Source organism: Xanthomonas sp. LF02-5 (assembly GCF_034105325.1).
In the GTDB taxonomy this organism is placed as follows: domain Bacteria; phylum Pseudomonadota; class Gammaproteobacteria; order Xanthomonadales; family Xanthomonadaceae; genus Xanthomonas_A; species Xanthomonas_A sontii.
This window is the reverse complement of record NZ_JAXGGF010000001.1, coordinates 862,529-874,407: the sequence shown is the minus strand read 5'-3', so window position 1 is coordinate 874,407 and position 11,879 is coordinate 862,529. Positions and strand designations below refer to the sequence as shown.

Annotated in this window: 9 protein-coding genes; 1 reads left to right on the top strand and 8 read right to left on the bottom strand. The window is 69.3% G+C overall.

Annotated elements, in window-relative coordinates:
• Positions 1 to 2: 2 nt before the first annotated feature.
• The 5 genes from lepB to rpoE all read right to left on the bottom strand — a co-directional run bounded on the left by lepB (position 3) and on the right by rpoE (position 6,109).
• Positions 3 to 803 (bottom strand): signal peptidase I, encoded by an 801-nt coding sequence (gene lepB / locus SLW52_RS03915; RefSeq protein WP_010340595.1) that lies wholly within the window; start codon positions 801 to 803, stop codon positions 3 to 5.
• A gap of 101 nt (positions 804 to 904) precedes the next feature.
• On the bottom strand, positions 905 to 2,695 hold the full coding sequence (gene lepA, locus SLW52_RS03910; protein ID WP_267117220.1) for a translation elongation factor 4: 1,791 nt from the start codon (positions 2,693 to 2,695) through the stop codon (positions 905 to 907).
• Positions 2,696 to 2,868: 173 nt separating this feature from the next.
• On the bottom strand, positions 2,869 to 4,422 hold the full coding sequence (locus SLW52_RS03905; RefSeq protein ID WP_320739369.1) for a DegQ family serine endoprotease: 1,554 nt from the start codon (positions 4,420 to 4,422) through the stop codon (positions 2,869 to 2,871).
• A gap of 98 nt (positions 4,423 to 4,520) precedes the next feature.
• The gene (locus SLW52_RS03900) at positions 4,521 to 5,492 is read right to left on the bottom strand and encodes a sigma-E factor negative regulatory protein (RefSeq protein ID WP_052250773.1); all 972 of its coding nucleotides are present in this window, start codon (positions 5,490 to 5,492) and stop codon (positions 4,521 to 4,523) included.
• Positions 5,489 to 6,109 (bottom strand): RNA polymerase sigma factor RpoE, encoded by a 621-nt coding sequence (gene rpoE, locus SLW52_RS03895; RefSeq protein WP_295945027.1) that lies wholly within the window; start codon positions 6,107 to 6,109, stop codon positions 5,489 to 5,491. Before rpoE ends, SLW52_RS03900 begins: the two co-directional genes overlap by 4 nt.
• A 239-nt stretch (positions 6,110 to 6,348) precedes the next feature.
• On the opposite strand from rpoE, the gene SLW52_RS03890 reads away from it, so the two are divergent.
• Complete coding sequence (locus SLW52_RS03890) at positions 6,349 to 8,412, top strand: 3-hydroxyacyl-CoA dehydrogenase NAD-binding domain-containing protein (RefSeq protein ID WP_152238395.1); 2,064 nt, start codon at positions 6,349 to 6,351, stop codon at positions 8,410 to 8,412.
• Positions 8,413 to 8,810: 398 nt separating this feature from the next.
• Here the strand turns inward: SLW52_RS03890 and SLW52_RS03885 are convergent, their stop codons facing one another.
• The 3 genes from SLW52_RS03885 to SLW52_RS03875 all read right to left on the bottom strand — a co-directional run bounded on the left by SLW52_RS03885 (position 8,811) and on the right by SLW52_RS03875 (position 11,877).
• Positions 8,811 to 9,818 (bottom strand): cation diffusion facilitator family transporter, encoded by a 1,008-nt coding sequence (locus tag SLW52_RS03885; protein ID WP_148828051.1) that lies wholly within the window; start codon positions 9,816 to 9,818, stop codon positions 8,811 to 8,813.
• A gap of 283 nt (positions 9,819 to 10,101) precedes the next feature.
• Positions 10,102 to 10,713, bottom strand: coding sequence for a DUF4142 domain-containing protein (locus SLW52_RS03880; RefSeq protein WP_267119615.1), 612 nt, complete (start codon positions 10,711 to 10,713; stop codon positions 10,102 to 10,104).
• 156 nt (positions 10,714 to 10,869) lie between these two features.
• Complete coding sequence (locus SLW52_RS03875) at positions 10,870 to 11,877, bottom strand: putative sulfate exporter family transporter (RefSeq protein ID WP_267119612.1); 1,008 nt, start codon at positions 11,875 to 11,877, stop codon at positions 10,870 to 10,872.
• Positions 11,878 to 11,879 lie beyond the last annotated feature (2 nt).

The following is an 11,879-nucleotide window of genomic DNA, read 5'->3' as shown; positions in this document are numbered from 1 at the left end:
AGTCACTGAATGGTCGTCCCGATCCGCGACGGATCGAAACTGCCGCTGCAAAACCAGCCTTCGCAATTGAGCCAGATCAGGAACGCCTTGCCGCGCAGGTTCTCCTCGGGCAGGAAATGGGTCTGGGTCCAGAACCGGCTGTCCTCGCTGTTGTCGCGATTATCGCCCATCACGAAGTACTTGCCCGGCGGCACCACCCAGTCGCCCTGGCCGGCCGGATTGTTGCGGTCGATCCATTCCAGCTCGGTGTGGGTCCGGCCCGGCAGATACTCGGTGAGCAGCGTGGCACCGGTCATTTCCGCGCCCTTGCCCTTGCCGACGTACTCGCCCATGACCTTGTACTTCATCGGCGTGCCGTTGATGTACAGGGTGTCGCCGTGGAAGCCGATGCGATCGCCCGGCAGGCCGATCACGCGCTTGATCCAGTTCTCGTCCGGCTTGTGCGGCGGCTTGAACACCACCACGTCGCCGCGCTTGGGCTCGCCGACCGGAATGATCTTCTGGTTGGTGATCGGCAGGCGGAAGCCATAGGAGAACTTGTTGACCAGGATGAAATCGCCGACCAGCAGGTTCGGCATCATCGAGCTGGACGGGATCTTGTACGGCTCGGCGATGAAGCTGCGCAGGATCAGCACCACCGCCAGCACCGGAAAAAACGCCCGCGAGTAGTCGACGATCACCGGCTCGCTGTCGAGCAACCCGGCCCGCGCGGCGCGGCGCTTGGCGAAGAACAGCTTGTCCAGCAGGGTGATGATGCCGGTGGCGAAGGTCAGGACCACCAGCGCGATTTCAAACCATTTCATTCTTATTCCTTCGGAATGGGAATCGGGAATGGAGAACGGGGAATCGGGAAGGCAAGAGCATGCGCTCTTTCGATTCCCCATTCCCTATTCACGACTCCCAGCTACTTGTCCATCTGCAGCACGGCCAGGAAGGCTTCCTGCGGGATTTCCACACGGCCGACCTGCTTCATGCGCTTCTTGCCTTCCTTCTGCTTTTCCAACAGCTTCTTCTTGCGCGAGACGTCGCCACCATAGCACTTGGCCAGCACGTTCTTGCGCATCGCCTTGACCGTGGTGCGGGCGATGATCTGCGAGCCGATCGCGGCCTGGATCGCCACGTCGAACATCTGCCGCGGGATCAGGTCCTTCATCTTCTCGCACAGTTCGCGGCCGCGGCGGTCGGCGTGGCTGCGGTGCGCGATCAGCGACAGCGCATCGACCTTGTCGCCGTTGATCAGCACGTCCACGCGCACGAACGGGCCGGCGTCGAAGCGCACGAAGTGGTAGTCCAGCGAGGCGTAGCCGCGGCTGACCGACTTGAGCTTGTCGAAGAAGTCCAGCACCACCTCGGCCATCGGCAGCTCGTAGCTGATCTGCACCTGGCTGCCCAGGTAGTTGATGCCGATCTGGCTGCCGCGCTTTTCCTCGCACAGCTTGATGATGTTGCCGATGTATTCCTCGGGGGTGAGGATGTTGGCGCGGATGATCGGCTCGCGGATCTCCTCGACCATGTTCAACTGCGGCAGCTTGGCCGGGTTGTCCATGCTGATGATCGAGCCGTCGGTCTTCAGCACCTCGTAGACCACGGTCGGCGCGGTGCTGATCAGGTCGAGGTTGTACTCGCGCTCCAGGCGCTCCTGCACGATCTCCATGTGCAGCATGCCGAGGAAGCCGCAGCGGAAGCCGAAGCCCATCGCCTCGGAGCTCTCCGGCTCGAAACGCAGCGCCGCGTCGTTCAGGCGCAGCTTGTCCAGCGCCTCGCGCAGGTTGGTGTAGTCCTCGGCATCGACCGGGAACAGGCCGGCGAACACGCGCGGCTGCATCTCCTGGAAGCCCGGCAGCGGCTTGCTGGCCGGGTCGCCGGCCAGGGTCAGGGTGTCGCCGACCGGCGCGCCGTGCACGTCCTTGATGCTGGCGGTGACCCAGCCCACCTCGCCCGCGCGCAGCGCCGGCAGCACCTTGCGCTTGGGCGTGAACACGCCGACGTTGTCGACCTGGTGGGTGCGGCCGGTAGACATCACCAGCAGCTTGTCGCCAGCCTTGATCTCGCCCTGCATCACCCGCACCAGCGAGACCACGCCGAGGTAGTTGTCGAACCAGGAGTCGATGATCAGCGCCTGCAGCTTGTCGGTGTCGCGCGGCACCGGCGGTGGGATGCGCTGCACGATCGCCTCCAGCACGTCGCGCACGTTCAGCCCGGTCTTGGCGCTGACCGCGACCGCGTCGGTGGCGTCGATGCCGATCACCGCCTCGATCTCGGCCTTGGCGCGGTCGATGTCGGCGGTGGGCAGGTCGATCTTGTTCAGCACCGGCACCACTTCCAGGCCCTGCTCCACCGCGGTGTAGCAGTTGGCCACCGACTGCGCTTCCACGCCCTGCGCCGCGTCCACCACCAGCAGCGCGCCCTCGCAGGCGGCCAGCGAGCGGCTGACCTCGTAGGAGAAGTCGACGTGGCCGGGGGTGTCGATGAAGTTCAGGTGGTAGACCTGCCCGTCCTGCGCGGTGTACGGCAGCGACACGGACTGGGCCTTGATGGTGATGCCGCGTTCGCGCTCGATCGGGTTGGAGTCGAGCACCTGCGCTTCCATCTCGCGCGCCTGCAGGCCGCCGCAGAGTTGGATGATGCGATCGGCCAGGGTCGATTTGCCGTGGTCGACGTGGGCGATGATGGAGAAGTTGCGGATGTTCCGCATCGAATCAGAGGACATGAGGTGGGCGGCGGCCAGGACCGTCGTCAGGATAACGGGCCATTATCGCATGGCCGGCGGCCGCTGGTGACGGCCGCCGGATTCGCCCCCCGCCCCGGGGCGCCGACCGGTCTGGGTCGACGCCCGGGATGGCGCCCGGCCGCGGCCGGGCGCGGGGATCAGCCGCCGGCGCGCACCGCGACGAAGCTGGTGGTGTCGCGGACGCGGATCAACAGCATCACCACGTCGCCCTTCTTGTAGCCGCTCAACTGCTGGTTCAGCGCCGCCACGCTGCCGACCGGGGCGCGCCCGACCTGCAGGATCACCATGCCCGGCACCAGTTGCGCCTCGCGCGCGGCGCGGCCGGTGACCGCGGTGATGCGCACGCCCTTGCCCGGCTCCAGGCCCAACTGCTGGCGGGTGGCCGCGTCCAGGTCGGCCACGTCGATGCCGAGCAGCGCGTTGGCGCCGGTGGCCGGGGCGGCGTTGTCGCCGAGCGCCGGGCCGGCACTGGCCTGGGCGTCGTCGGCCAGCGCGGTCAGTTGCACGGTCAGCTCGCGCGGCTTGCCGTCGCGCAGGATGCCCAGGCGCACCTTGGCGCCCGGCTGCATCGCGCCGATCATCGGCGGCAGGTCGCTGGAGGCGCCGATCTCGGTGCCGTTGACCGTGCGGATCACGTCGCCCACTTCCAGCCCGGCCTTGGCCGCCGGGCTGCCCTGGACCAGCTGGTTGACCAGCGCGCCACGGGTGTCCGGCAGGCCCAGGCCCTGCGCCTTCAGCGAATCGATGGCGCCGACCATGACCCCGAGCTGGGCACGGGTGACCTTGCCGGTCTTCTTGATCTGCTCGACCGCGCTCATCGCCAGGTCGATCGGGATCGCGAAGCTGATGCCCATGTAGCCGCCGGAGGCGGAGAAGATCTGCGAGTTGATGCCGACCACCTCACCGCGGGTGTTGAGCAGCGGGCCGCCGGAATTGCCCTGGTTGATCGCCACGTCGGTCTGGATGAACGGCACGTAGCGCTGGTCGGCGTAGGGGTTGCTGCGGCCGGTGGCGCTGACGATGCCGGCGGTGACCGAGTGGTCCAGGCCGAACGGCGAACCGATCGCCACCACCCACTGGCCAGGCTTGAGCAGGTTGGAGTCGCCGATGCGCACCGTCGGCAGGTTCTTGCCGTCGATCTTCAGCAACGCCACGTCGTACTGCTGGTCGCTGCCGACCACCTTGGCGGTGAACTCGCGGCGGTCGGTGAGCTTGACCTTGACCTCGCTGGCGCCATCGACCACGTGGTGGTTGGTCAGCACGTAGCCGTCGGGCGAGATGATGAAGCCCGAGCCCATCGAACGGCCGGCGGGCGCGCCATCGTCGTCGTCCGGCGCGCCGCGGCCGCCGCGCGGCTGCCCGGGCATGCCCGGCATGCCGTCCGGACCGAAGAAGCGGCGGAAGAACTCGGGCATCTGGTCGTCGTCGGGCATGCCGCCGCCGGAGCGTGCGGCCGCGGCGCGGCGGCTGATGGTGGTCTCGACATTGACCACGCCCGGGCCGACCTGCTCGACCAGGCGGGTGAAGTCGGGAAGGTTGCCGACCAGCTGCGGCGCCGGCGCGGCCTGCGCGGCCTGCGCGGCCGGCGGCGGGGCGCTGGCGGCGCTGGGGCTGGGCTGCTGCGCGCAGGCGGCCAGCGGCACGGTCAGCGCCAGCAGGCCCAACAGATGGTGGCGGATACGGTGAGTCATCGGACGCAAGCCTCCGGTTCGGGAAGGGGAACAACGAGGGGACGAAGCAACGGGGACCACGCGCCGGAATGAGGCACGGACGCCGCCGGCGCGCGGGGTCAGGGCTGCGGATGCAACGGCGGGTTGGCCACGGCGTCGGCAGGCAATCGGGGTTCGAACGGATAGAACGCCGCCGGGTCCGCGCCGCTGTGCGGGAAGCTGGCGGTGAATTCGCTCCCGGCATCGGCGGATGGCAGCGTCGAGCGCGGCCACGGCCGGGCCTGCAGCGGCGTCGCCGGATGTCCGAACGGATCGCTGGCGCGTTGCGCGACCATCGTCGGGGGCGCGACCGGCGCCACGAACGGCGTCTGCACCGGCGTCTTGGCCGGCGGTTTGGTAGGCGCCGCTGCGGCATAGGCGCGCTCGGCCGGGACGCTGCGGGTGCGCGCGGCCTGTTCGCTACGGGTGGCCTCGCGTCGCGCCGCCGCGGCCGCCTCCTGGCGACGATTGGCGGCGATCGCCATTGCCGGCGCGGCGGCGACGGCCGCGGCGAGGTCGCCCTGCGGATCGGCCGGTGCCGGTGCCGGCGCGGGCGCCGGGACCTGCGGCGTGGTGGCGGCCGGCGCCGGGCTCGGCGCGGTGGCATCGACGACCTGCGCCGGCGCCAACGCCTCAGGCGTCTGCGGCAGGCGCTGGGTCACGAACAGCGCGAGCAGCGCGACCGAAGCGGCCAGGGCCGCACTGCCGCCCCAGCGCCAGTTGCGGCGCTTGCCGGCGGCGCTGGCTGCATCGGCACGCGCGGCCTGCTGCGCTTCGGCGGCCACCGCCTGGCGCACGCGGGCGCTGAAATCGCTGGGCGCCGGCACGCTGACGCGGCCGCGCAGGATGTCGCCGCACAGCTGCCAGCGCTCGTGGCAACCGGACAGTTCCTCGTCGTGCTGCAGCCGGCGCAGCACGAAGCGCGCTTCGTCGGCCGGCAGTTCGCCGTCGATCAGCGCGGACAGTTGCTGCCGGTAGTGCAGCTCGAACTTGTCCGGCGCGGCGCTGTCGGGCGCCGGCACAGGCTTGGGAAAGGGCGTGCTATCGGTCATACGCGGTGTCGCTCACGGGTGGCGCTGTCGGTATCCAGCAGGGGACGGAGTTCGGCGTCGATGGCCTCGCGGGCGCGGAAGATCCGCGAACGCACGGTGCCGATCGGGCAGCCCATCTTCTGCGCGATGTCCTCGTAGCTCATGCCCTCCACCTCGCGCAGGGTGAGGGCGGTGCGCAACTCTTCCGGCAAGGCGTCGACCGCCTTCATCACCGTGCGCTCCAGCTCCTGGCGCATCAACTCGCGTTCGGGCGTGTCGGTGTCGCGCAGGCGGGTGCCGCTGTCGAACTGCTCGGCATCGAGCACATCGACGTCGTCGGTGGGCGGCCTGCGGTTGTGCGCGACCAGGTAGTTCTTGGCGGTGTTCACGGCGATCCGGTGCAACCATGTGGAGAACTGGGCGTCGCCGCGGAAACTCCCGATCGCGCGGTAGGCGCGGATGAAAGTGTCCTGGGCCACGTCCTGACATTCGCTCCAGTCGGCGATGTAGCGCCCGATCAGGCCGACGATCCGATGCTGGTACTTGCGCACCAGCACATCGAACGCCGCGCTTTCGCCGCGCTGCACACGCCGGACCAGTTCAAGGTCCAGCTCCTGGGGTGTTTCGACATCGGCCATAGCGGGCCGCACTCCTGTCAGCCCAACCTACGTCGGACCCTCTGACCGCCAATTCGGAAAAAAGTTCAGCGCCCCTCAGCGGATCGCCGCCCCACGACGTTAACCGGCGTTCCGTTAGGCTGGCGCAAGGCCAGCGGTCGCGGGACGCGCCTCAATTCCCCTGGATTGGGATTTGACGCGACGGAAACAACCTCTGGATGATAACGATCTTCTCCATACACAAGCGGATGGTCCTCCCCATGCTTTCAGGCTTCGACGGGCTCCGATTCAGTCACTGGCAAGCGGACATCCGCGGCGACGGCATCGTCGTGCTCAGCCTCGACCGCCAGGACGCGCCCGTCAACGCGCTGTCGCAGGACGTGCTGCTGGAGCTGGGCAATCTGCTCGAGCGCATTGCCATCGATCCGCCCAAGGGCGTGGTGATCCGCTCGGCCAAGGACAACGGCTTCATCGCCGGCGCCGACCTCAAGGAATTCCAGGAATTCGACCGCCGCGGCACCGTCAACGACGCGATCCGCCGCGGCCAGGCCACCTTCCAGAAACTGGCCGAACTACCCTGCCCCACGGTCGCGGCGATCCACGGCTTCTGCATGGGCGGCGGCACCGAGATCGCCCTGGCCTGCCGCTACCGCGTCGCCTCCAGCGATGCCTCCACCCGCATCGGCCTGCCCGAAACCAAGCTCGGCATCTTCCCCGGCTGGGGCGGCAGCGCGCGCCTGCCACGGCTGATCGGCGCGCCGGCGGCGATGGACCTCATGCTCACCGGGCGCACCGTGTCGGCCTCGGCGGCGCGGGCGATGGGCCTGGTCGACAAGGTCGCCGCGCCGGCCGTGCTCACCGATACCGCGGTGGCGCTGGCGCTGTCCGGCAGCGCCCGCCCCTTCAAGCAGCGCGCCACCGCCTGGGCCACCAACACCTGGCCGGCGCGCAAGCTGCTGGCGCCGCAGATGCGCAAGCAGGTGGCGCGCAAGGCGCGCAAGGAGCACTACCCGGCGCCGTACGCGCTGATCGGGGTGTGGGAACGCAGCGGCGGCAGCGGCATCCAGGCGCGCCTGGACGCCGAGCGCAAGGCGGTGGTCAAGCTGGCCAGCACCCCGACCGCGCGCAACCTGATCCGCATCTTCTTCCTCACCGAGCGGCTCAAGGCGCTGGGCGGCAAGGAGCACGGCATCCGCCACGTGCACGTGGTCGGTGCCGGGGTGATGGGCGGCGACATCGCCGCCTGGTCGGCCTACAAGGGCTTCGAGGTGACCCTGCAGGACCGCGAGCAGCGCTTCATCGACGGCGCGCTGAGCCGCGCCGGCGAGCTGTTCGCCAAGCGGGTCAAGGACGACAGCAAGCGCCCGGCGGTGGCGGCGCGCCTGAAGGGCGATTTGGCCGGCGAGGGCGTGCCGAGCGCCGACCTGGTGATCGAGGCGATCATCGAGAACCCGCAGGCCAAGCGCGAGCTGTACCAGGCGCTGGAGCCGCGCATGCAGCCGACTGCGCTGCTCAGCACCAACACCTCCTCGATCCCGCTGACCGAACTGCGCGAGCACATCCAGCGCCCGGCGCAGTTCGGCGGCCTGCACTACTTCAACCCGGTGGCGCAGATGCCGCTGGTGGAGATCGTCTGCCACGACGGCCTGGCGCCGGAAAACCAGAAGCGGCTGGCCGCCTTCTGCAAGGCCATCGACAAGCTGCCGGTGCCGGTCGCCGGCACCCCGGGCTTCCTGGTCAACCGCGTGCTGTTCCCGTACATGCTGGAAGCGGCCACCGCCTATGCCGAAGGCATTCCCGGCCCGGCGATCGACAAGGCCGCGGTCAAGTTCGGCATGCCGATGGGCCCGATCGAACTGATCGACACCGTGGGCCTGGACGTGGCCGCCGGCGTCGGCGCCGAACTGGCGCCGTTCCTGGGCCTGCCGATTCCGGCGGCGCTGCAGACGGTGGAGCCGGGCAAGCGCGGCAAGAAGGACGGCCAGGGCCTGTACGCCTGGGAGAACGGCCGCGCCAAGAAGCCCGAACTGCCGAAGGACTACCGCGCGCCGGACGACCTGGAAGACCGCCTGATCCTGCCGCTGCTCAACGAAGCGGTGGCCTGCCTGCACGAGGGCGTGGTCGCCGACGCCGACCTGCTCGATGCCGGCGTGATCTTCGGTACCGGCTTCGCCCCGTTCCGCGGCGGCCCGATCCAGCACATCCGCGCCGCCGGCGCCGACGTGCTGCTGGCGCGCCTGCGCGCCCTGCACACGCGCTACGGCGAGCGTTTCGCCCCGCGACCGGGTTGGGAGTCGCCGGCGTTGCGCGAACCGGTGGTGTGAGGCGCGCGCACGCCTTCTGTAAGCGTGCGTCAGGGCACCTCCCATAACGACGGGTCGCGCCCCTTTGGTAGCGGCTTCAGCCGCGGCGGGCGTTTCCCGGCAAGACCCGTCGCGGCTGAAGCCGCTCCCACGCGATCTTGCGGCGAATTCGCCGGGCGTACTGTGGGAGGGACTTCAGTCCCGACGCATTACGCCATCGGAAAGCATGGCCGCTTCGCCAGGCGCTGCTGCATGACAGGTGATTCCCACAAAGCAAGCTGCCCGTAGCTTGATTGTGGGGAAAGCAGGTCGCTGCAGGCGCCCTTCAGTCGCACTCGGCATTCCAGGTGCGCGCGGACGACAAATCCCAAACCAGAACAACGCCGCACCTGCACGAACGCAGTTACGCAGCCGTGCTGCTAGTGCGAATGCCCCTGCATGTGGCCGTGCCCATGTGCGGGGTGGGCATGATCGTGATCGTGGTCCTCGTGACCATGCCCGTGATGATCGTGACCACCACCCTCGCCCGCCGCCGGCGTGCCGCACGGGGTAGCGCCGCAATGGCCGGCTTCCATCTGCAGGGTGATGTGATCGATGCCGAACTGCGCATGCAGGCCATCGCACAGCGCGGCGCGCACGGCATCGGCGTCACCGCCGTCGGCGACCACCACATGCGCGGTCAGCGCCGGCGTGCTGGAGGCCAGCGCCCACACGTGCAGGTCGTGCACGCTGGCCACGCCGGGCGCGGCCTGCAGATAGCCGCGCACCGCGCCCAGGTCCACGCCCTTGGGCACGCCTTCCAGCAGCACGTTGATCGCCTCGCGCAGCAGCACCCAGGTCCGCGGCAACACCCACAGACCGATCAGCACCGCCAGGATCGGATCGATCAGTTTCCACCCGGTGACGCGGATCGCCAGCGCGCCGACGATCACCGCGACCGAGCCGAGCATGTCGCTCCACACTTCCAGGTACGCGCCCTTCATGTTGAGGCTCTCGCCGCTGCCGGCCTTGAGCAGGCGCATCGAGATCAGGTTGATCAGCAGGCCGAATGCGGCGATGCCGAGCATGCCGACGGTGGCGATCTCCTGCGGCTGGCGGAAGCGCTGCACCGCCTCCCACAGGATGTAGCCGGCCACCACGAACAGCAGCGCGCCGTTGACCAGCGCGCCCAGCGCCTCCAGCCGTGCGTAGCCATAGCTGCGCTTGGCATCGGGCGGGCGCCGGCTCAGCCGCACCGCGATCAGCGCGATCATCAGCGCCAGCGTGTCGGTGGCCATGTGCGCAGCGTCGGACAGCAGCGCCAGGCTGTTGGTGAGGAAAGCGCCGGCCACTTCCACCACCAGGAACAGCGCGGTGAGACCGAGCGCCCACCACAGGGGCTGCTCGTGGCGGATTTCGGTGGGGGCGTGGCTGTGATCGTGTCCCATGGGGCGACCGGGCGGCGATGCGGAGGAAGATGGCCGCTACCTTAGGCCGCCGCCTGCGCGGAGACTATTACACCGTTCGACAGCGGCACGCGCTCTTGTGCGCTCGCGCAGCCGATTGACCGCAAGGGGATACGGCAACCAGGCACACCGGATGCCGGGGTCATGAAGTCTGGTCGCTACCTGCCCTGCCACACTCTCGCCAAGGAAAAGGCTTGAGAAGCTCCCTCGCACGCGACTCATGAAAGCGCGGATCTCGGCATGGCGGCCGAGACCCGCACGACGCTCAACGGGCCGGCGCCGCCGATGGCGCGCCAGCGCTCTGCAACTGCTGCGCCTTGGCCAGGTGCTCGGCCACATGGGTACGCGTGGTACGCAGATGCGCGGCCACGTCCGGGGTCTTCGCGGCGGGGATCAGGGTGCTGTCGAGCATCTGCAGGGCGGCCTGGTGATCCTTGACCATCGCCATGACGTAGGCCTGCTCGAAGCGATCGCCGTCCATGGCCTGCAGCTTGCCGGCCTCCGCCTTGGCCTTCTGCATCTGCTGCTGCGCCGGCGCGGCCTTCGCATCAGGACCCCACGGCGCGATCTTGGCGTTGTTGTCCGAGTGCTCCTTGACCATCAGCATGGCGTAGTCGCGCACCGGGCCCTTGACCTGCTTCTGCAAGGCCAGGTTGCCGGCGTTGATCTCGCTGGTGTTGATCGCCGACAGCACGCCGAGCGCCTGCTTTTCGTCGAGCGCGGACGCGCGCGCGCCTTGCGCGCCCTGCATGCCGGTCGACGTCTGCGCGGCAGAGGTCGACGGCGTTTGCTGCTGCATGGCGGCGGGATCGGTACTGCCGGCCTGGCCGGACGTATCGGTCTGCGCATGCGCAAGGCCGACGCCGAGAACCGACATGAGCGCCAGAGAGAACGCGGAACGGGAATGACGCATGACAATCTCCTTTGCATGGCAGGTATCGCCATGCTCCGCGGCCTTTCGTGAGCGCTTGGTTGAACGTGGGTGCAGGCGATGCGAAATGCTGCAGATGCACGTGGACTGCGGCGCCTACGCCTACGGCAAGCAGCGCAGCAACAGCACACTGAGGCTGGCCAGCGCCAGCAACGACAGCGTGCCAGCCGCCAGTACGCGGCCGCCGGACGCGAGCACCGTGCGCAGATTCACCGACAGGCCCAACGCGGCCATCGCCACCAGGGTGAACAGCAGCGACAGCGACTGCGCCGCTTCGATCGCCGGCGCCGGCAACACACCCAGCGCGCGCAGCCCCATCATGCCGACGAAGCCGAACACGAACCACGGCACCAGCGCGTGCGCCGGGCGCCGCTGCGTCGGCGATCCACCACGGACCAGCCCCAGCAGCAACATCACTGGCCCGAGCATCAGCACCCGCATCAGCTTGACCAGCGCCCCCACCTGCGCGCTCAGCGCGCCCACTGGCACGGTCGCCGCCAGCACCTGCGGCACCGCGTACACGGTCAGGCCGGCGAGGATGCCGTAGTGGCGCTGGTCCAGGCCCAGCACGGGCACCGCCAGCGGCAACAGCAACACCACCAGCACGCCCAGCGCCGCGGTGAAGGCGATCGCTGCAGCGACGTCGCCGGAGTCGGCGTCGATCACCGGCGCTGCCGCCACGATCGCCGAATTGCCGCAGATCGCATTGCCGCACGCGACCAGCGTGGCCAGCCGCGACGGCAGGCCCAGCGCGCGACCGATGCCGTAGCCGATGGCGATCGCCAGCAGCACCACCGCGGCGATGGCGCCCAGCAACAGACCGCCGGCCGCGCCGATGGCGCCGATGCCGACCGAGGCGCCGAGCAGCACGATGGCCAGTTCCAGCGGCAGCTTGGCGGCGAAGGCGATGCCGGCGTGCGTGGACGGCGGCAGGCGCCACGCCGTGCGCAGCAAGGTGCCGAGCACGATCGCGAACACCAGCGCGTCGATCCAGCGCCGGCCCAGCCACTGCAGTTGCGCGCGCTCGGCCAGCCAGGCCAGCGCCGCCACCGCGATGGCCAGGGCCAGGCCGGGCAGCAAGATGGAAGGTCTGTGCGGTTGGGTGCGCATGG

What these genes read in the sequence shown, in the direction of transcription:
- lepB (WP_010340595.1), bottom strand. Translation starts at nt 803, where the DNA reads ATGAAATGGTTTGAAATCGCGCTGGTGGTCCTGACCTTCGCCACCGGC.
- lepA (WP_267117220.1), bottom strand. Translation starts at nt 2,695, where the DNA reads ATGCGGAACATCCGCAACTTCTCCATCATCGCCCACGTCGACCACGGC.
- SLW52_RS03905 (WP_320739369.1), bottom strand. Translation starts at nt 4,422, where the DNA reads ATGACTCACCGTATCCGCCACCATCTGTTGGGCCTGCTGGCGCTGACC.
- SLW52_RS03900 (WP_052250773.1), bottom strand. Translation starts at nt 5,492, where the DNA reads ATGACCGATAGCACGCCCTTTCCCAAGCCTGTGCCGGCGCCCGACAGC.
- rpoE (WP_295945027.1), bottom strand. Translation starts at nt 6,109, where the DNA reads ATGGCCGATGTCGAAACACCCCAGGAGCTGGACCTTGAACTGGTCCGG.
- SLW52_RS03890 (WP_152238395.1), top strand. Translation starts at nt 6,349, where the DNA reads ATGCTTTCAGGCTTCGACGGGCTCCGATTCAGTCACTGGCAAGCGGAC.
- SLW52_RS03885 (WP_148828051.1), bottom strand. Translation starts at nt 9,818, where the DNA reads ATGGGACACGATCACAGCCACGCCCCCACCGAAATCCGCCACGAGCAG.
- SLW52_RS03880 (WP_267119615.1), bottom strand. Translation starts at nt 10,713, where the DNA reads ATGTCGGTTCTCGGCGTCGGCCTTGCGCATGCGCAGACCGATACGTCC.
- SLW52_RS03875 (WP_267119612.1), bottom strand. Translation starts at nt 11,877, where the DNA reads ATGCGCACCCAACCGCACAGACCTTCCATCTTGCTGCCCGGCCTGGCC.